This is a genomic window from Pseudomonas citri (assembly GCF_025336485.1).
Taxonomy (GTDB): domain Bacteria; phylum Pseudomonadota; class Gammaproteobacteria; order Pseudomonadales; family Pseudomonadaceae; genus Aquipseudomonas; species Aquipseudomonas citri.
Map to the genome: position 1 here is coordinate 123,533 of NZ_JAODAB010000008.1, position 18,331 is coordinate 141,863.

The window sequence follows — 18,331 nt, forward strand, 5'->3', positions numbered from 1 at the left end:
TTTACTCCGCCATGCCGACCAGTCGAGCCAGCTCCGCGGCGCGGTTGGCGTAACCCCATTCGTTGTCATACCAGGCGTAAATCTTCACTTGGGTACCGCTGACCACCAAGGTCGACAGCGCATCGATGATCGAAGACCGTGGATCGGTACGGTAGTCGATGGAGACCAGTGGGCGTTCTTCATAGCCCAGGATGTATTTCAGTGGGCCTTCGGCCGCCGCCTTCAGCAGCGAGTTCACCTCTTCAGCCGTTGTTGCACGCTCAACCTCGAACACGCAGTCGGTCAGCGAGGCGTTGGCCAGAGGTACGCGTACGGCATGACCGTTCAACTTGCCCCGCAGCTCGGGGAAGATCTCGGCGATTGCCGTGGCCGAGCCGGTGGTGGTTGGAATCAGGCTCATACCTGAGGCACGGGCGCGGCGCAGATCCTTGTGGGGCGTATCGAGGATGCTCTGGGTGTTGGTCAGGTCGTGGATGGTGGTGATCGAACCATGGCGGATACCCAGGTTCTCGTGGATGACCTTGACCACTGGAGCCAGGCAGTTGGTGGTGCAGGAGGCGGCGGTAACGATGCGGTGCTGAGCCGGATCGAACAGGTGCTGGTTGACGCCCATCACTACGTTCAACGCGCCTTTCTCCTTCACCGGAGCGCAGACCACCACGCGTTTAACGCCCTGATCGAGGTAGGCCTGGAGCACGGCTACCGACTTCATCTTGCCGCTGGCCTCGATGACGAGGTCACAGCCCGACCAGTCAGTGTCAGCGATCGCCTTGTTCGCGGTGACCTTGATGCGCTTGCCCTCGATCACCACCGAGTCGCCTTCAGCGCTCGCCGCACGGTGCCAGCGCCCGTGGACCGAATCGAAGTTGATCAGGTGGGCGTGCGTCGTGGGGTCGCCGGCCGGATCATTGATCTGGACGAACTCAAACTCTGGCCAGTCCCAGGACGCGCGCAGCACCAGTCGGCCGATACGTCCGAATCCATTAATGCCTACTTTGATTGCCATGTTGGTGTTCTCGAATTGCAGTGAGCGAGCGGTCAGAGGGTATCGTTCTCGGCAGTGATCAGCAGCAGGTGGCGACGCGCTGGGGGCGGTCGCCCATAAGGTCCAGCCGCTTGGAGGTGGTGCCCAGCCACTCGCGGTTGGCTTCCAGCGTCGTCGTCAGGACTTCCCGTACCCAGGCGGGTAGCTCTGGGTGCAGCCGGTAGTAGACCCATTGGCCTTGTCGGCGGTCTTCCAGCAGGCCGTAGGTACGAAGTTGTGCGAGATGGCGGGAAACCTTGGGTTGACTCTCTTCCAGGGCACAGATCAACTCACAAACGCACAGCTCTTCCTCGCGAGCGATCATCAGCATCATCCGAATGCGGTTCTCATCGGCGAGGCATTTGAAGACTTTGGTAGGTGTCAGCGAGTCAGTCATAGCGGTTCTCAGTGTTTGGTTTTCAGGAGTACGAACAGCTTGATGCGCTCCTGGATCTTGTGGGGCGTGTGACGGACTTGGTTTATATGTGGCTTTTCGAATATATGACTTTTCGAATGTATTACAAGCCCTGCTTTGATCGAGGGCTTTACATGTGCGTTTTGAGAGGGGGGCAGAAGATGAGAATAGATTTCAGTTGGGCATTAAAAAGCCGGCTTTTGGCCGGCTTCTCGTTGACTGACTCAGTTCGTTTTTGACAAACCTCACCAGCCTTCAAAACGTACACCCGGCTCTTGCGGCCGGCTGTGGGACTTGGTCAGAAAGTGATCTGCCTTGTCGGTGCGAGGCGTGGGCTCGCGAATGTGGGGCGCAGGATACGCGGGTTTGCTTCGGAAGCCCAGTGGTAAGTGGTGTGGAATCATTGGGTTATCGGTGATTCAGGGGGGAAGCAGGGGGCTGCTGTGCAGCCCAGCGGGAGCAAGCTCCCTCGCCACAAGAGCTTCTGCCACAGATTCCTGCTTCTGCCACAGATCTTGTTCCTGCCTAAGATCCTGCTTTGGGCACCGATCCTTCTCTTGGGTTGGTCATTCGTATAGCGGCGGTCTCTGTTTGTTCAGGGTGGACCACCAGAACACCCAGCCGATCACCCGGATATTCTGCGCATCAATCTGTTCGGCACTGAAGACTTCGTCGGGGTAGGCGGTGTGGTTGTGGCTGCGTAGGCGCAGGCGGTTGCCGGGGACGCGGTGCAGGTATTTGATGCGCAGCATGCCGTCGTGTTCGAGGGCGTAGATCTGGCCGTCGACGATGTGGGTCAGGCCGCGGTCGATGGCGAGGGTGGAGCCGTCTTCGATGCGTTCGGCCATGCTGTCGCCGACCATGGTGGTGCAGATGGCGTCGCTGGGGTCGATTTCCAGGGTGTCGAGGTGGCTGCGGGGCAGGCGGATGGCGAGTTCGGGGATTTCGATGATGTGGGTTTCGGGTTCGCCGGGGGTGATGGGGGTTTCCTTGTAGAAAGGCAGTTCGATGTCCGTGGTTTCCGGGACGCTGTAGACGCCTTGGACTTCGGCGGCTTCGTAGGTGGTGCCGGGGCCGAAGCCCAGTGGGGTTTGCGGGCCTTCGCCGGTGGCGAGCCACTGCGGGCTGACGGTCAGCAGGCTGGCGATGGAGTGGATGCGTCCTGGAGGGATGCCACGGTTGAACCAGTTGTTCACGTGCTGCGATTTCACGCCGTACAACTTCGCGAAGTCGGCGGATCGGATATGGGCTTCTTTAAGAAGGGCTCTGAAGCGGTCGCCACTGGAGATCTTTTTCATAAACGGAAAGTTTAGGGGCGACGGTGTTTTCGGCAATAAACATGTCGTTCAAATTTATAAGATGATCTTTCCGTTTGCGGGATTTGAATTGAGAGCGGTAAACGCGATTAAACGATCGCTAATACATTTTAGTATTAACTTTCATTTAGGCATAAAAAACCCCGGTGTATACCGGGGTTCTTCTTCAATTCAGTCTCAGCCTTTGTAGGCGGCAACCGACTTGGTGATCGCTTCGCGGGCGGCGTCTGCGCCGGCCCAGCCTTCGATCTTGACCCACTTGCCTTTTTCGAGGTCTTTGTAGTTCTCGAAGAAGTGTTCGATCTGCTGGATCAGCAGTTTCGGCAGGTCAGTGTATTCCTTCACGTCGACGTACAGTTGCGACAGTTTGTCGTGAGGTACGGCGATGACTTTGGCGTCGCCGCCGCCGTCGTCGGTCATGTTCAGGATGCCGACCGGACGGGCGCGGATGACCGAGCCTGGGGCAACCGGGTAAGGGGTGACGACCAGCACGTCGAGGGGGTCGCCGTCGTCGGCCAGGGTGTTAGGGATGAAACCGTAGTTGGCCGGGTAGAACATTGGGGTGGCCATGAAACGGTCAACGAACAGGCAATCGCTGTCCTTGTCGATTTCGTATTTGATCGGGGCGTGGTTGGCCGGGATTTCGATCGCAACGTAGATGTCGTTCGGCAGGTCTTTGCCAGCCGGAATCTTGCTGTAGCTCATTGGGCGGTGCCCCCGTTAGTTGACCAAAAGGCTGGTCGGATTGACCAAAAAGTGGCGGCGATTATAGGCATATTCGGCCGCTGTTGCCACGTATCCAGGGTCTTAGAGACTTTGGTATGACGCCTGATAGACCGGATCCTGCGCTTGAAGTTGCCGCAGTCGGGCCAACGGATCCTGGCGGTAGAACGCTTTGAGCTGTTCATAGACCTTGGGATAGGCCTGGTGCAGCAGGTCCGGGGCACTGAAGAAGTATTCGCTGGTGACGGCGAAGAATTCCGCCGGGTTTTCCGCCGCGTAGGGGTCGATGGCCGTTTCGGCGTCTGGGTCTTGGTCCAGTTGGCGGTTGAGGTCGTCGAAGGCTTGTTGCATGGCTTCGGCCCAGTCGCTGACGCGCATGTCGGTGTGCAGCGGTGGCAGGCCGTTGGCGTCGCCGTTGAGCATGTCGAGTTTGTGCGCCAGTTCGTGGATCACCAGGTTGTAGCCGTCCCAGCCGCCGCTGGCCAGCACGCCGTCCCAGGCCAGGATGATCGGGCCTTGGGGCCAGGCTTCGCCGCTGTGTTCGCCGTCCCATTCGTGTTCGATGCCGCTGGCGTCGCGATGGCGTTGGGGGCTGAGGAAGTCGTCGGGGTAGAGGACGATTTCGTGGAAGCCCTGGTACCAGTTCAGGTCATCCAGGTGCATCAGTGGCAATTGGGCCTGGGCGGCGAGCAGCAGGCGTTGTTCCTGGTGCAGTTCAACGCCGGGCAGGGCGGTGAGGTGTTTGTCGTGCAGGAACAATACACAGGCTTCGCGCAGCCATTGATCCTCGGCGGCGCTTAGGCCGTCGAGGAAGCTCAGGTGCTGGCGCACCCGCTGCCAGGTGTCGTCGGCGACGGGGTGTTTGGCGAGGGTGCGTCGACGGCGCCAGTTGCTGAGTGACCACATGGGCGATCAGCGCGATTCGGCGTTGGAGTTGCAGCGGGCGAGGCGGCTGCGCACCAGGCTGATGATCATCGGCAGCAGCGACACGAAGATGATGCCCACCACCAGCAGCGACAGGTTTTGCTTGATGAACGGTACGTTGCCGAAGAAGTAGCCGAGGGTGACGAGGCCGCCGACCCACAGCACGGTGCCGAGGACGCTGAAGCCGAAGAAGCGCACGTAGGGCATTTTGCCGACGCCGGCGACGAAGGGCGCGAAGGTGCGGATGATTGGCAGGAAACGCGCCAGGGTCACGGTTTTGCCGCCGTGTTTGTCGTAGAAGTCGTGGGTTTGCTGCAGGTAGTCGCGGCGGAAGATTTTCGAGTTGGGGTTGCTGAACAGTTTTTCACCGGCGGTGCGGCCGATGAGGTAGTTGGTGCTGTCGCCGAGGATGGCCGCGAGCATCAACAGGCCGCCCAGCAGCAGCGGGTCCATGGCGCCACCGGCGGCGACGGCGCCGGCGATGAACAGCAGGGAGTCGCCTGGCAGGAACGGCGTCACCACCAGGCCGGTTTCGCAGAAGATCACCAGGAACAGGATGGCGTAGATCCAGGTGCCGTAGTTGGTCACCAGCATGTCGAGGTACACGTCGAGATGCAGGATAAGGTCGAGGGGGTTGAAATCCATGTAATGCACCTGTGCTGGCGGCCTGGCTCGGCAGGCTTGTGGATCGGGCTTGAAGAGGCTACAGCGTCTGTAGCCTTTTCTTACAAGCCGGGGAGAGCGGCATTATACGGGGTGGATTGTGAAGCGCGTGTTGAGTTTGTAGCGAGGGATTTCGGTGTGTTGCCTTGGGGTGAAATACCTGTGGGAGCAAAGCTTGCTCGCGATGGTGGCTATTCATTCAACATTGAAGGGGCTGACAGACCGCTGTCGCGAGCAAGCTTTGCTCCCACAGGTCTATCTCCCACAGATATATCTCCCGTGGATATGCCTGCTTGCCGCGATGGCGGCGGGGCAGGCAGTATTGATGTCGCCTGACGGACCGCTATCGCGAGCAAGCTTTGCTCCCACAGAACGATCAGTCCGTAATAATTGGCTCAGAGCCCTTCGCTGATCGGCAACACGTAGTTCTTGAACTCGGTGTCTTCTTTAAAACCAATCGATTCGTAGGTTTTCTGCGCCACTTCGTTGTTGCTGCTGGTGGAGACGCGCATGCGCACGGCGTTGGTTTCCTTGGCCATTTTTTTCGCGGTGCGGATCAGGTGGTCGGCCACCAGTTGGCGGCGGGCGTCTTCGGCGACGTAGATGTCGTTGAGGATCCACACGCGCTTGAGCGACAGCGACGAGAAACTCGGGTAGAGCTGGCAGAAGCCCAGCAATTTCTGGTCGTCGTCATCGGGCAAGGCCAGGTAGATCACCGATTCCTTGCGGCGCAGGCGTTTTTCGAGGAACGCCCGGGACGAGTCCGGGTAGGGCAGTGAGCCGTAGAATTCCCGGTATTTGACGAACAATGGGGTCAGCAGGTCCAGGTGTTCCAGGGTTGCTTGAATAATCCGCATGGCAGGTCTCGCTTGCAAAGGTCGACACAGAGTCTGACAACAACGGCGCGCTGCCGTGCTTTTGATGCTGCCTGAAAGCGGATCAAAAACGCAATCGGATGAACGGATCAGCTTTGGGGCGGCATCAGTAGGAAATTACCTTTCATATCGGCACCGTTTTCCGACTCTAGAGTGTGAACCTGGGCCTCGTCCTTCAAATTGACCCCCGAGAGCTGCCGGCGGCAGGCCTCGCGCATCAGGTAGACCAGGCGATGGGCCGCCATGCCGTAGCTCAGACCTTCGAGGCGGACGTTGGAAATGCAGTTGCGATAGGCGTCGGTCAGGCCGACCTTGGGGTTATAGGTGAAGTACAGCCCCAGGCTGTCTGGCGAGCTGAGGCCGGGGCGTTCGCCGATGAGGATCACCGACATTTTCGCGCCCAGGCGCTCGGCCACTTCATCGGCCACCGCGACGCGGCCCTGTTCCACCAGGATGACCGGCGAAACCGACCAGCCTTCGGCGGCGATCTGTTCTTCCAGCCGCGCCAGGAACGGCAACGTATGCCGATGCACCGCCAGCGCCGAGAGGCCGTCGGCCACCACCATGGCCAAGTCCACCCCGCCGGGATGGGCCGCTGCGTAGTTGTCCAGCGCCTGCGCCGAGGCGTCATCCAGGCGTCGGCCCAGGTCCGGGCGTTGCAGGTAGCTGTGGCGGTCGGCAGCCGCGCTGTGCAGCAGCAGGCTTTCGCGGCCGCGCTCGGCCAATTGCGCGCGCAGGCCCGGGTGGTCGAACGCCAGGTGCACGGCGTCGCGGGCCTGGGCGTGGGCGTATTGGAAGTCCAGTTGGGCCTGGGTCGGCAGGCTGGTGCCGGTGCGGCCCAGGGCGATGCGCGCCGGGGTCAGGCGACGCAGGTCCAGCCAGGGGTTTGACGAATCGGCAGGGGTCTTGTCCATCGCTAATTCACTCATCGCAAATGTGCCAGGGCGTGACGGAACGCCGGAGGCAGGTTGTCGCCGAACTGCACCCGGCCGTCGGCCTGGGTGAAGATGCCCATGTTTGCCAGCCACCGTTCGAACTCCGGCGCCGGCTTCAGGCCCAGGGTCTGGCGGGCGTAGAGGGCGTCGTGGAACGAGGTGGTCTGGTAGTTGAGCATGATGTCGTCGGAACCGGGGATGCCCATGATGAAGTTGATCCCGGCCACGCCCAGCAGGGTCAGCAGGGTGTCCATGTCGTCCTGGTCGGCTTCGGCGTGGTTGGTGTAGCAGATGTCGCAACCCATCGGCACGCCCAGCAACTTGCCGCAGAAGTGGTCTTCCAGGCCGGCGCGGATGATCTGTTTGCCGTTGTACAGGTATTCCGGGCCGATGAATCCTACAACCGTGTTGACCAAAAACGGCTTGAAATGGCGTGCCACGGCGTAGGCCCGGGTTTCGCAGGTCTGTTGATCGACGCCGTGGTGGGCGTTGGCCGACAGGGCGCTGCCCTGGCCGGTTTCGAAATACATCAGGTTGTTGCCGAGGGTGCCGCGATTCAGGCTGAGCCCGGCGTCGTAGCCTTCTTGCAACACGTTGAGGTTGATGCCGAAACTGGCGTTGGCCGCTTCGGTGCCGGCGATGGATTGGAACACCAGGTCCAGGGGCACGCCACGGTTGGCCGCTTCGATGGAGGTGGTGACGTGGGTCAGCACACAGCCTTGGGTCGGGATGTCGTAGCGCTGGATGATGGCGTCGAGCATTTCCAGCATGGCGCAGATCGAGGCGGTGCTGTCGGTGGCCGGGTTGATGCCGATCATGGCGTCGCCGTTGCCGTAGAGCAGGCCGTCGAGGATGCTCGCGGCGATCCCGGCGGGTTCATCTGTAGGGTGGTTGGGTTGCAGGCGCGTGGACAGGCGCCCGCGCAGGCCGAGGGTGCCGCGGAACCTGGTCACTACGCGGATTTTCTGCGCGACCAGCACCAGGTCCTGCACACGCATGATCTTCGACACTGCGGCGGCCATTTCCGGGGTCAGGCCGGGGGCCAGGGCGCGCAGGCTCTGTTCATCGGCGGCGTCGCTGAGCAGCCAGTCGCGAAAGCCGCCGACGGTGAGATGGCTGACGGTGGCGAAGGCGTTTTTATCGTGAGTGTCGACGATCAGCCGAGTGACTTCGTCGGCTTCGTAAGGGATCAGCATTTCTTGCAGGAAATGGCTGAGGGGCAAGTCGGCCAGGGCCATTTGCGCGGCCACGCGCTCGCCATCGTTGAGTGCCGCGACACCGGCCAGGAAATCCCCTGAGCGCGCCGGGCTGGCCTTGGCCATCAGGTCTTTGAGGCTGTCGAAGCGATAGGTCTGGGCGCCGACGGTATGGGCGAATGCGGCCATGGGGCGGTGTCCTCTTGATTCACTGAATAACTCGAATACGCCAGTGCACTTCTATATGGCAGGCGCCGGGCAACGGGCCCGGCGCCGGTGCACTTTTCAGATACCTGTGAGCATAGCGTCCACCGGAGCGCTGGAGCGTTGTTTGGCGGTCAGTTGGAAGTACAGGTAGCCGACAATCATGAAGCCCAGGAACACCAGGCCGATCAGGGTGTTGAACCAGGCCATCGCCACCAGGCACACCACCGCCAGGAACAGCGCAATGCCCGGCACGATCGGGTAGCCCGGTGCGCGGAAGGTGCGTTCCAGGTTCGGTTCGACCTTACGCAAGCGGAACAGGCTGAGCATGCTGATGATGTACATCACGATAGCGCCGAACACCGACATGGTGATCATCGCCGCCGTCAGGCTCATGCCTTGCAGGTTCACCAGGCCGTCGCTGTAGATGGCGGCGATGCCGATCACACCACCGGCCAGGATGGCCCTGTGCGGGGTCTGGAAGCGCGACAGCTTCGCCAGCCCGCGTGGCAGGTAGCCGGCCCGGGCCAGGGCGAAGAACTGCCGCGAGTAGCCGAGGATGATCCCGTGGAAACTCGCCACCAGGCCGAACAGGCCGATCCACACCAGCATGTGCATCCAGGTCGAGTTGTTGCCCACCACAGCCTTCATGGCCTGGGGCAGCGGGTCGTTGATGTTCGACAGTTGCCGCCAGTCACCGACGCCGCCGGCCATGATCATTACGCCGATGGCCAAGAACACCAGGGTCAGGATGCCGCTGACGTAGGCGCGCGGGATGGTGCGTTTCGGGTCCTTGGCTTCTTCGGCGGCCATGGCCGCGCCTTCGATGGCGAGGAAAAACCAGATCGCGAAGGGAATCGCCGCGAAAATGCCCGGGATCGACGCGAGGCTGAACTCGCTGGAGCCCGACCAGCCATTGAGCACGAAGTTGCTGAAGCTGAAGCCCGGCGCGACCACGCCCATGAACACCAGCAGTTCGGCGACGGCCAGCACCGTGACCACCAGCTCGAACGCCGCGGCGATGCTGACGCCGAGGATGTTCAGGGTCATGAACACCACGTAGGCGCCGACGGCGGCGAGCCTGGGGTCCAGTTCCGGGAATTGCACGTTGAGGTAGGCGCCGATGGCCATGGCGATGGCCGGTGGGGCAAAGACGAACTCGATCAGCGTGGCGATCCCGGCGATCAACCCACCTTTCTCGCCGAATGCCCGTCGGCTGTAGGCGAAAGGCCCACCGGCATGGGGAATCGCGGTGGTCAGTTCGGTGAAACTGAAGATGAAGCAGGTGTACATCAGCGCCACCATGAGGGCGGTGACGAGGAAGCCCAGGGTGCCTGCGGTACCCCAGCCGTAGCTCCAGCCGAAATACTCGCCGGAGATCACCAGGCCGACGGCAATGCCCCATAAATGGAGGGTGCCGAGGGTGGGTTTGAGTTGGGTAGTAGAAGTCATAAGTCCTCTCTGTCTTTTTATTGTTGATCTGTTGGACTTTCGGGGTTGCTGTGAAGCGGGCACGCAAGGCTCATGCCAGAGCGTTGGGGCATTGATTCCGTGTGTGAATGAGGGCGCCATCGCCAGCAGGCTCCGGCGGCGATCCGACGATGGCTAGCTAAAGGGGCCAGGCAAACGACCTGCCTGGCCCCAATGGCCTTAGAAGAACCCCAGCGGGTTGATGTCGTAGCTCACCAGCAGGTTCTTGGTCTGCTGGTAGTGATCGAGCATCATCTTGTGGGTTTCACGACCGACGCCGGACTTCTTGTAGCCACCGAACGCGGCGTGGGCCGGGTACAGGTGGTAGCAGTTGGTCCACACGCGACCGGCCTTGATCGCCCGGCCCATGCGGTAGGCGCGGTTGATGTCGCGGGTCCACAGGCCGGCGCCGAGGCCGAACTCGGTGTCGTTGGCGATCGCCAGGGCTTCGGCTTCGTCCTTGAAGGTGGTGATGCCCACCACCGGGCCGAAGATTTCTTCCTGGAACACGCGCATTTTGTTGGTGCCCTTGAGCAGGGTCGGCTGGATGTAATAACCGCTGGCCAGGTTGCCTTCGAGTTTTTCCACCGCGCCGCCAGTCAGCAGTTGCGCGCCTTCGCCCTTGGCGATTTCCAGGTAGGACAGGATCTTGTCGTACTGCTGCTCGGACGCCTGGGCGCCGACCATGGTGTCGGTGTCCAGAGGGTCGCCGCGCTTGATTTGCTGGATCTTCTTCATCACCACTTGCATGAATTCGTCGTAGATCGACTCCTGCACCAGGGCGCGAGACGGGCAGGTGCAGACTTCGCCCTGGTTGAAGAACGCCAGCACCAGGCCTTCGGCGGCTTTCTCGATGAACGCCGGCTCGGCCTGCATGATGTCTTCGAAGAAGATGTTTGGCGACTTGCCGCCCAGTTCGACGGTGGACGGGATGATGTTTTCGGCAGCGCATTTCATGATATGCGAACCGACCGGCGTCGAGCCGGTGAAGGCAATCTTGGCGATGCGTTTGCTGGTGGCCAGGGCCTCGCCGGCTTCTTTGCCGAAGCCTTGCACCACGTTCAATACGCCTGGCGGCAGCAGATCGCCGATCAGTTCCATCAGCACGCTGATGCCCAGAGGAGTTTGCTCGGCGGGCTTGAGCACGACGCAGTTGCCGGCGGCCAGGGCCGGGGCGAGTTTCCACGCGGCCATCAGCAGGGGGAAGTTCCACGGGATGATCTGCCCAACCACGCCCAGCGGTTCATGGATGTGGTAGGCGACGGTGTTGCCGTCGATCTCGGCGGCGCTACCTTCCTGGGCCCGCAGGCAACCGGCGAAGTAGCGGAAGTGGTCGGCGGCCAGGGGGATGTCGGCGTTGAGGGTTTCGCGCACGGCCTTGCCGTTGTCCCAGGATTCGGTGATCGCCAGGGTTTCGAGGTTGGCTTCGATGCGGTCGGCGATTTTCAGCAGGATCAGCGAACGGGCCTGGACCGAGGTCGCGCCCCAGGCATCGGCGGCAGCGTGGGCGGCGTCCAGGGCTTTTTCAATGTCTTCGGCAGTGGAACGCGGGAATTCGGCAATGGGCTGGCCATTGACCGGGGAAGTATTGGTGAAGTACTGACCTTTGACTGGCGCGACGAATTCGCCGCCGATGTAGTTACCGTATTTGCTCTTGAACGAAACGATAGCGCCTTCGGTACCGGGGTGAGCGTAACGCATGATGTTCTCCTTGGCTTTTGTGCTTATACGGGAGGCCGCGCAAAATTGAGCGCCGGTAATCAAGCGTAGAGCAAAGCTTGGGCCATTGCCTTGCAGGGCCCGAAAATCAAGACTTTAGGAGGAGTTGGCCGGACAAACGGATGCTTGTCGTGACGATTACGATACGGTGGATGTGACACTTTGTGCCATCGGCGGGACAGTCCGTGACTGCCAGGTCGCGCCAGCATTGCAAAGGTCGTTGGGCTGGAGGATGCTGGCAGCCAGTATAATTTCTGTGGAAGCCAGCCCTGTGGAAACAGTGGCAGTGGAAGCAGAGTCTGTGGAAGCAAGGTCTGTGGAAGCAAGGCTTGCCCGCGATGGCCTCGACGCGGTCCAAAAGGAAGTTCGCGTCATCGTTCGTCGCGGGCAAGCCTTGCTCCCACAGAAATCCCCTTGTCCCAGGGTGAGATATTTTCCAGTTGCTCCAGTGAGGCAGGTCCTTCGGGAGAATAATAAGAAATGCACAGCAACCACTTGAGTCGCCATGCCCAGCAAGTCCTCACGGTCACCCAGGGCAAGGCTCATCTGCAAGGCCCCGGCAGCGATCCGTCGATTGCCCGTTCCTGGCTGCGCTGCTTGGAGGATTACCACCTCGACCCAGCGCAGAATCTCGCACCGACGGTGCTCGAGCATGGCCGGGTGCTGGAAAGCCGCGAGCGCTTGCAACAGGTGCTGCACATCGCCGGTACGGAAATGACCAGCCTGCACCAGCAACTCTCCGGCGCCGGTCATGCGGTGCTGCTCACCGACGCCCGCGGCGTGATCCTCAACTGCGTCACTGCCCCCAGCGAGCGGAAGATTTTCGAGCGGGCCGGCCTCTGGCTCGGGGCCGATTGGAGTGAGTCCTGCGAAGGCACCAACGGCATCGGCACCTGCCTGGTGGAGCGCCAGGCCCTGACCATCCATCAAGAAGAACATTTTCGCGGTCGCCACACCGGCCTGACCTGCTCGGCGAGCCCGGTGTTCGACCCCCATGGCGAACTGCTGGCGGTGCTTGACGTGTCCTCGGCCCGGCCGGACGTGTCGCGCCAGAGCCAGTTCCACACCATGGCGCTGGTCAATCTCTCGGCGAAGATGATCGAGAGCTGCTATTTCCTGCGCTGTTTCGACAATCAATGGCTGCTGCGCTTCCACTTGCAGGCCGAGTCCGTGGGGCTGTTCAGCGAAGGGCTGTTGGCATTCGACGGTGAAGGGCGGATTTGTGCGGTCAACCAGAGCGCGTTGAACCTGCTGGGGCATCTGCGCGGCGGCTTGCTGGGCCAGCGGGTGGAAGACTTTTTCGATTGTTCCCTGGACGAATTGCTCGGCCGCGCCAGTGCCCAGGCCAGCGCCAGTTGGCCGTTGCGCACCCGTGACGGTCGGCATTTGTTCGCGGTCTTGCGTGGGCAGCCGCGCAGCGTGCCGGTGCCGGTCGTCCCTGCGCTTAAAACCCTCGAACCTGCACGCGTGCCAGGTATCTGCCTGGGGGATACGGCGTTGCAGGAACATTTCCGCAAGGCGCTGCGGGTGTTCGAGCGCGATGTGCCGTTGCTGATCCACGGCGAAACCGGTTCCGGCAAGGAAGCGTTCGCCAAGGCCGTGCACCACGCCAGCCAGCGCGCCGGCAAGCAATTCGTCGCCCTCAACTGCGCGGCCATTCCGGAAAGCCTGATCGAAAGCGAGTTGTTCGGTTATCGCGGCGGCAGTTTCACTGGCGCACGCAAGGAAGGCATGCGTGGCAAGCTGCAACAGGCCGACGGCGGCACCTTGTTCCTCGACGAGATCGGCGACATGCCCCTGGCCTTGCAGACCCGTTTGCTGCGGGTGCTGGAAGATCGCCAAGTGGTGCCGATTGGCGGCGAACCCGAGGCAGTGAACGTGCGCGTCATCAGCGCCACCCACCGGCAACTGCTTGAACGGGTGCAGGACGGCAGTTTTCGTGAGGATTTGTATTACCGCCTCAACGGCCTGGAAATCCCTTTGCCGGCCTTGCGCGAGCGCAGTGACAAATCGCAGTTGCTGGATTTTCTGCTGACGGAAGAAAGCGGCGCCGAGCAGGTCACCCTCGACGAGCCGGCGCGCCAGGCGTTGCTGGGGTTCGACTGGCCGGGCAACGTGCGGCAGATGCGCAACGTGTTGCGTACCCTCGCCGCATTGTGCGATGGCGGGCGGATTGGGCTGGAGGACTTGCCGGCGATGATTCGCCAGGGGCGGCCACAGATGGAGACAGTGTCTCCTTCTGAGCGTCCGCTGGAGGATGCGGAACGGCTGGCGTTGTTAAGCGCGCTGGAGCAGACGCGGTGGCACATGACCAACACCGCCGAACAATTGGGCATCAGCCGCAACACCCTTTATCGAAAACTGCGCAAGCACGCCATCAACTGATGCGCGCATGAGTGGCCGCCACCTGTTGGAATAAAACCAACTGGTAGGCGGTACGTGTTTGCAGCTAAGTTATGAACGTTTCTTGTATAGGCCTGGATGCGATAACTTGAGGTCATGCTGCCTTTCCAAAAAGTAGTTTGTCACTGGCGGATGGGATGAATATTCTCCGGGTCAAACTCTTTGGGAATGTTGCAATGCAAGAAATTAAAGATATCCGTTTGGCCAGTAAGCAACTCGCATTCGATGAAATCCCATTGATTGATGTGTCGCCATTGATTGAAGGAACGGATCCGCAAAGCGTTGCGGATCAAATAGGCAAGGCATGCGAGATGGTAGGATTTTTCTATATCAAGAATCATGGTGTGGACCAACAGCTTGTAGAAGAAATTTATGCGCAGGCGAAAAAATTCTTTGCTCTGCCTTTTGAGGCTAAAAATCAGCTGAACGTCGTTAACTCTGGCGAAACGTTGAGAGGCTACATACCCATGTATGCCGAAAACGTCGATCCGACCAATACCAGGGATTTCAAAGAGTGTTTCGACTTCGGGGTTCACGAAGATCAGGTTTCGCCTTTCTTCGGCCCTAACCAGATGCCGACAGAAGTTCCGGCATTTGCACAAGCCTGCAATGACTACCATGCGGCGATGCTAAGCCTGGCTAGAAAGTTAATCAGCGCTATTGCCCTGAGTCTGGGAGTGCCTGCCGATTATGTTGAAAAGCTGCAACGAAAACCGATCACTATACAAAGGCTTTTGCATTATCCGTCGCAAGCCGGTCACGATATCCGACAAGAAGAAATTGGTATCGGTGCACATACGGACTACGGTTTCCTGACCATTCTTTCCCAGGATGAAGTGGGCGGTCTTCAGGTGCGTAACAGGGCGGGTGAATGGATCAGCGCTACGCCGGTAAAAGACACGTTTATCGTCAATATCGGTGATTTGGTGCAAACCTTGACCAATGATCGTTATGTCTCAACGATGCATCGCGTCATTAATAACAGTCTTGTCGAGCGTTACTCCATACCGTTTTTCATCGATCTTGATTTCGATGCCATGGTGGAAGCCGTGCCAACTTGTGTGACTGAAGAGAGTCCGGCGAAATATGCTTCCTATACCTGTGGGCAGCATAAATACAAGCGTTTCGTTGCGAGTTATTCCCATCTTCAAGACCAGGAAACTGCGTGACCCTCGCGCAGATCTGCTGGAACGCGATAGCGATGGGACATCCAACCTAACCGCAAGCTGGCCCACCGCCATCGCGAACAAGCCCTGCAGGGATGTGCATGTGCTTTAAAGACCAGGTGCGATTTCCCCCTCCCTACGCTAACCTGCGGCCATGTTTTACGAGGTCGACTATGCACATCCATATTCTCGGTATCTGCGGCACTTTCATGGGTTCGATGGCCGTCCTGGCCAAGGAGCTGGGTCATCACGTGACCGGTTCCGACGCCAACGTCTACCCGCCGATGAGCACTCAGCTGGAGGCCCAGGGCATTGAGCTGACCCAGGGCTACGACCCGGCGCAGTTGGACCCGGCACCCGACCTGGTGGTCATTGGCAACGCCATGTCCCGTGGCAACCCGGCGGTGGAGTACGTGCTCAACAAAGGCCTACCGTATGTGTCCGGGCCGCAGTGGCTGGCCGATCACGTGTTGCAGGGCCGTTGGGTCCTGGCTGTGGCGGGGACCCACGGCAAGACCACCACCAGCAGCATGCTCGCCTGGGTGCTGGAGCATGCGGGCATGAGCCCGGGCTTCCTGATCGGCGGCGTGCCGCAGAACTTCTCGGTGTCGGCGCGCCTGGGTGGCACGCCGTTCTTCGTGATCGAGGCCGATGAATACGACAGCGCGTTTTTCGACAAACGCTCGAAATTCGTCCACTACCGTCCACGTACCGCAATCCTCAACAACCTTGAGTTCGACCACGCGGACATCTTCCCGGACCTGGCGGCCATCGAGCGGCAGTTCCACCATTTGGTGCGCACCATCCCGAGTGAAGGCCTGGTGATCCATCCGACCACCGAGCCGGCTTTGCAGCGCGTGATTGAAATGGGCTGCTGGACCCCGGTGCAGACCACCGGCGTGGGTGGGCAATGGCAGGTGAAGTTGCTCAAGGACGATGCTTCGCAGTTCGAAGTCCTGTTCGAAGGCCAGTCCCAGGGTGTGGTGGAATGGGAATTGACCGGCCAGCACAACGTCGCCAACGCTTTGGCGACCCTGGCGGCGGCCCGTCATGTCGGTGTGGTGCCATCCATGGGCATCGCCGCGTTGTGCGCGTTCAAGAGCGTGAAGCGGCGGATGGAAAAAGTCGCCGAGGTGAATGGCATCACCATTTATGACGACTTCGCCCACCATCCGACGGCCATCGCCACCACCCTCGATGGCTTGCGCAAGCGGATTGGCGATGCGCCGCTGATCGCGATCATCGAGCCGCGCTCCAATTCCATGAAACTCGGTGCCCACCGTGATGGCCTGCCGGAAAGCGTGGTGGATGCCGATCAGGTGATCTGGTATTCGCCGGCCAACCTCGGCTGGGACTTGGGCGCTACCGCCGCGTTGTGCACGGTGCCGTCGATTGTCAGCGATTCGTTGGAAGGCATCATCGAGCGCGTGAAGAGCCAGGCCCAGCCCGGCACCCACGTGGTGATCATGAGCAACGGCGGCTTCGGCGGCCTGCACGGCAAACTCGCCGAGGCGCTGAAATGAACGCTCGCCTGGAGAGCAATGGTCCCGAACGCATCACGCTGGCGATGACCGGTGCGTCCGGCGCCCAGTATGGCTTGCGCCTGCTCGATTGCCTGGTGCGTGAAGACCGCGAGGTGCATTTCCTCATCTCCAAGGCCGCGCAATTGGTAATGGCCACCGAGACCGACGTGACCCTGCCGGCCAAGACCCAGATGATGCAAGCCTTCCTCACCGAGTACACCGGGGCGGCGGCGGGGCAGATTCGGGTGTATGGCAAGGAAGACTGGATGTCGCCAGTGGCCTCGGGCTCCGGTGCGCCGGCGGCGATGGTGGTGGTGCCGTGTTCCACCGGGACGTTGTCGGCAATTGCCACCGGGGCCTGCAACAACCTGATCGAGCGAGCGGCGGACGTAACGCTGAAGGAGCGCCGGCAGTTGATCCTGGTGCCGCGTGAAGCGCCGTATTCGAGTATTCACCTGGAGCACATGCTCAAGCTGTCGAACATGGGCGTGACCATCCTGCCGGCTTCGCCGGGGTTCTATCACCAGCCGCAGACCATCGATGACCTGATCGATTTTGTCGTCGCGCGGATCCTCAATCTGCTGAACATCCCCCAGGACATGTTGCCGCGTTGGGGCGAGCATCACTTGAGCAGCGATGAATAAGCTGCTGGTGGTGTTGCTGGCGCTGCAACTGACCGGCTGCGCCACCGCCCGCACCCTCGACGCCGCCAAGCCTGGCGCACCGGTGGTGTACGCCGGCACGCGCCTGGATCTCTACGCGCTCAATGGTGGTTGCTGCGCCAAGGACCGCTTCGGCGCCGAGGCACCCAGCTACCCCGGCCTCGATCTGCCCGGCAGTGCGTTGCTCGATACCTTGTTGTTACCGTTGTCGTTGTTTACGGCGATGGGGGTGGGGTTTCAGGCGACGGGTGGGATGTGATGCCGCAGAGCCCTGTGGCGAGGGAATTTCCTTGTGGGAGCAAAGCTTGCTCGCGATACAGTCGCCGCGGTTCTAAGGCAGAACCGCGTTGGCTGTATCGCGGGCAAGCCTTGCTCCCACACGAGCCTTGCTCCCACACAAGTCTTGTCCCCACAGTTAGCCCTCACCAATAACCAAAAAATGCTCCGGCAGCAACAGAGTCACTTACCCAACTTACGCAACTCATCCGACTCCACCACCCGCACCCCATCCTGCTCTTCCAGTGCCAGGCGCCACATGGCTCGGGCCAGTTGGCAGGCTTCGATGCCGTGGTATTTGCCCGGGATCAGCTTCGATAACGGCCCGGCCAGTTGCTCGGCCAGGCGCGGTTCGACGCGTTCGCCCAGCAGCAGGGAAGGGCGGCAGAGGGTCAGTTGTGGCCAGCCCTGGGCCTTGAGCGCCGCTTCCATTTCGCCTTTGACCCGGTTGTAAAAGACCGATGATCGCCGGTCGGCCCCCAACGCGCTGATCACGATCAGGTGCCGGGCACCCAGTTCCCGGGCGCGCTTGGCGAAGGCCACGACCAGATCCAGGTCCACCGCCCGGAAGGCCGCTTCGGAGCCGGCCTTCTTGAGGGTCGTGCCCAGGCAGCAGAAGGCGATGTCCACCTGGCCACCGAGCCGAGGCAGGATCTGGTCCGGTTCGCCGACGGGGTTTTCCAGGTGTGGGTGCTCGGCCAGTGGCCGGCGAGAGGGCGCCAGTACCCGGGTGATGGTCGGCTCGTTGAGCAGCCGGTCCAGTAGGTGTTCCCCGGTCAGCCCGGTGGCGCCGGCGAGCAAAACATGCTGAGGCGTCAAGTACATAGTGTTTCCCCC

Annotated in this window: 17 protein-coding genes; 5 read left to right on the forward strand and 12 right to left on the reverse strand. The window is 60.9% G+C overall.

Annotated elements, in window-relative coordinates; translation table 11 throughout:
• Window position 1: 1 nt before the first annotated feature.
• The 11 genes from N4Q37_RS11885 to exaC all read right to left on the reverse strand — a co-directional run bounded on the left by N4Q37_RS11885 (window position 2) and on the right by exaC (window position 11,446).
• A complete protein-coding gene (locus N4Q37_RS11885; RefSeq protein WP_260958161.1) occupies window positions 2-1,006 on the reverse strand; it encodes an ArsJ-associated glyceraldehyde-3-phosphate dehydrogenase in 1,005 nt (334 codons plus the stop codon).
• Between the two features lie 58 nt (window positions 1,007-1,064).
• A complete protein-coding gene (locus tag N4Q37_RS11890; RefSeq protein WP_260958162.1) occupies window positions 1,065-1,421 on the reverse strand; it encodes a metalloregulator ArsR/SmtB family transcription factor in 357 nt (118 codons plus the stop codon).
• Between the two features lie 584 nt (window positions 1,422-2,005).
• Window positions 2,006-2,737 carry a LexA family transcriptional regulator gene (locus N4Q37_RS11895; RefSeq protein WP_260958164.1) on the reverse strand — a complete coding sequence of 244 codons (732 nt, stop codon included), beginning with the start codon at window positions 2,735-2,737 and terminating at the stop codon, window positions 2,006-2,008.
• 195 nt (window positions 2,738-2,932) lie between these two features.
• Complete coding sequence (gene ppa / locus N4Q37_RS11900; protein ID WP_260958165.1) at window positions 2,933-3,460, reverse strand: inorganic diphosphatase; 528 nt, start codon at window positions 3,458-3,460, stop codon at window positions 2,933-2,935.
• 102 nt (window positions 3,461-3,562) lie between these two features.
• Window positions 3,563-4,384 carry a M90 family metallopeptidase gene (locus tag N4Q37_RS11905; protein WP_260958168.1) on the reverse strand — a complete coding sequence of 274 codons (822 nt, stop codon included), beginning with the start codon at window positions 4,382-4,384 and terminating at the stop codon, window positions 3,563-3,565.
• A gap of 6 nt (window positions 4,385-4,390) precedes the next feature.
• Window positions 4,391-5,047, reverse strand: coding sequence for a DedA family protein (locus N4Q37_RS11910; RefSeq protein WP_260958170.1), 657 nt, complete (start codon window positions 5,045-5,047; stop codon window positions 4,391-4,393).
• Between the two features lie 413 nt (window positions 5,048-5,460).
• Window positions 5,461-5,922: a GNAT family N-acetyltransferase gene (locus tag N4Q37_RS11915; protein ID WP_260958172.1), complete on the reverse strand. Its 462-nt coding sequence runs from the start codon at window positions 5,920-5,922 to the stop codon at window positions 5,461-5,463.
• A 107-nt stretch (window positions 5,923-6,029) separates the two neighbouring features.
• The gene (gene eutC, locus N4Q37_RS11920; protein ID WP_260958289.1) at window positions 6,030-6,854 is read right to left on the reverse strand and encodes an ethanolamine ammonia-lyase subunit EutC; all 825 of its coding nucleotides are present in this window, start codon (window positions 6,852-6,854) and stop codon (window positions 6,030-6,032) included.
• A gap of 11 nt (window positions 6,855-6,865) precedes the next feature.
• Window positions 6,866-8,260, reverse strand: a complete 1,395-nt coding sequence (locus tag N4Q37_RS11925; protein WP_260958174.1) for an ethanolamine ammonia-lyase subunit EutB — start codon at window positions 8,258-8,260, stop codon at window positions 6,866-6,868.
• Between the two features lie 96 nt (window positions 8,261-8,356).
• On the reverse strand, window positions 8,357-9,727 hold the full coding sequence (gene eat / locus N4Q37_RS11930) for an ethanolamine permease (protein ID WP_260958175.1): 1,371 nt from the start codon (window positions 9,725-9,727) through the stop codon (window positions 8,357-8,359).
• A 198-nt stretch (window positions 9,728-9,925) separates the two neighbouring features.
• Window positions 9,926-11,446 carry an acetaldehyde dehydrogenase ExaC gene (gene exaC / locus N4Q37_RS11935; RefSeq protein ID WP_260958177.1) on the reverse strand — a complete coding sequence of 507 codons (1,521 nt, stop codon included), beginning with the start codon at window positions 11,444-11,446 and terminating at the stop codon, window positions 9,926-9,928.
• Between the two features lie 498 nt (window positions 11,447-11,944).
• Between exaC and N4Q37_RS11940 the strand changes: the two genes are divergently transcribed.
• From N4Q37_RS11940 to N4Q37_RS11960, 5 genes are all read left to right on the forward strand, one after another.
• The gene (locus N4Q37_RS11940; RefSeq protein ID WP_260958179.1) at window positions 11,945-13,849 is read left to right on the forward strand and encodes a sigma-54-dependent Fis family transcriptional regulator; all 1,905 of its coding nucleotides are present in this window, start codon (window positions 11,945-11,947) and stop codon (window positions 13,847-13,849) included.
• 194 nt (window positions 13,850-14,043) lie between these two features.
• On the forward strand, window positions 14,044-15,036 hold the full coding sequence (locus tag N4Q37_RS11945; protein WP_260958180.1) for an isopenicillin N synthase family dioxygenase: 993 nt from the start codon (window positions 14,044-14,046) through the stop codon (window positions 15,034-15,036).
• A 170-nt stretch (window positions 15,037-15,206) separates the two neighbouring features.
• Entirely contained in the window at window positions 15,207-16,556 is a 1,350-nt protein-coding gene (gene mpl, locus N4Q37_RS11950) for a UDP-N-acetylmuramate:L-alanyl-gamma-D-glutamyl-meso-diaminopimelate ligase (RefSeq protein WP_260958183.1), read from the forward strand.
• Entirely contained in the window at window positions 16,553-17,200 is a 648-nt protein-coding gene (gene ubiX / locus N4Q37_RS11955) for a flavin prenyltransferase UbiX (protein WP_260958184.1), read from the forward strand. The genes mpl and ubiX overlap by 4 nt, the downstream gene beginning before the upstream one ends.
• Window positions 17,193-17,477 (forward strand): YceK/YidQ family lipoprotein, encoded by a 285-nt coding sequence (locus tag N4Q37_RS11960; protein WP_260958185.1) that lies wholly within the window; start codon window positions 17,193-17,195, stop codon window positions 17,475-17,477. Before ubiX ends, N4Q37_RS11960 begins: the two co-directional genes overlap by 8 nt.
• A gap of 200 nt (window positions 17,478-17,677) precedes the next feature.
• Here the strand turns inward: N4Q37_RS11960 and N4Q37_RS11965 are convergent, their stop codons facing one another.
• Window positions 17,678-18,319: an oxidoreductase gene (locus tag N4Q37_RS11965; RefSeq protein ID WP_260958187.1), complete on the reverse strand. Its 642-nt coding sequence runs from the start codon at window positions 18,317-18,319 to the stop codon at window positions 17,678-17,680.
• Window positions 18,320-18,331 lie beyond the last annotated feature (12 nt).

Coding starts and splice junctions, on each gene's coding strand:
- N4Q37_RS11885 (WP_260958161.1), bottom strand. CDS start 1,006: ATGGCAATCAAAGTAGGCATTAATGGATTCGGACGTATCGGCCGACTG.
- N4Q37_RS11890 (WP_260958162.1), bottom strand. CDS start 1,421: ATGACTGACTCGCTGACACCTACCAAAGTCTTCAAATGCCTCGCCGAT.
- N4Q37_RS11895 (WP_260958164.1), bottom strand. CDS start 2,737: ATGAAAAAGATCTCCAGTGGCGACCGCTTCAGAGCCCTTCTTAAAGAA.
- ppa (WP_260958165.1), bottom strand. CDS start 3,460: ATGAGCTACAGCAAGATTCCGGCTGGCAAAGACCTGCCGAACGACATC.
- N4Q37_RS11905 (WP_260958168.1), bottom strand. CDS start 4,384: ATGTGGTCACTCAGCAACTGGCGCCGTCGACGCACCCTCGCCAAACAC.
- N4Q37_RS11910 (WP_260958170.1), bottom strand. CDS start 5,047: ATGGATTTCAACCCCCTCGACCTTATCCTGCATCTCGACGTGTACCTC.
- N4Q37_RS11915 (WP_260958172.1), bottom strand. CDS start 5,922: ATGCGGATTATTCAAGCAACCCTGGAACACCTGGACCTGCTGACCCCA.
- eutC (WP_260958289.1), bottom strand. CDS start 6,854: ATGGACAAGACCCCTGCCGATTCGTCAAACCCCTGGCTGGACCTGCGT.
- N4Q37_RS11925 (WP_260958174.1), bottom strand. CDS start 8,260: ATGGCCGCATTCGCCCATACCGTCGGCGCCCAGACCTATCGCTTCGAC.
- eat (WP_260958175.1), bottom strand. CDS start 9,727: ATGACTTCTACTACCCAACTCAAACCCACCCTCGGCACCCTCCATTTA.
- exaC (WP_260958177.1), bottom strand. CDS start 11,446: ATGCGTTACGCTCACCCCGGTACCGAAGGCGCTATCGTTTCGTTCAAG.
- N4Q37_RS11940 (WP_260958179.1), top strand. CDS start 11,945: ATGCACAGCAACCACTTGAGTCGCCATGCCCAGCAAGTCCTCACGGTC.
- N4Q37_RS11945 (WP_260958180.1), top strand. CDS start 14,044: ATGCAAGAAATTAAAGATATCCGTTTGGCCAGTAAGCAACTCGCATTC.
- mpl (WP_260958183.1), top strand. CDS start 15,207: ATGCACATCCATATTCTCGGTATCTGCGGCACTTTCATGGGTTCGATG.
- ubiX (WP_260958184.1), top strand. CDS start 16,553: ATGAACGCTCGCCTGGAGAGCAATGGTCCCGAACGCATCACGCTGGCG.
- N4Q37_RS11960 (WP_260958185.1), top strand. CDS start 17,193: ATGAATAAGCTGCTGGTGGTGTTGCTGGCGCTGCAACTGACCGGCTGC.
- N4Q37_RS11965 (WP_260958187.1), bottom strand. CDS start 18,319: ATGTACTTGACGCCTCAGCATGTTTTGCTCGCCGGCGCCACCGGGCTG.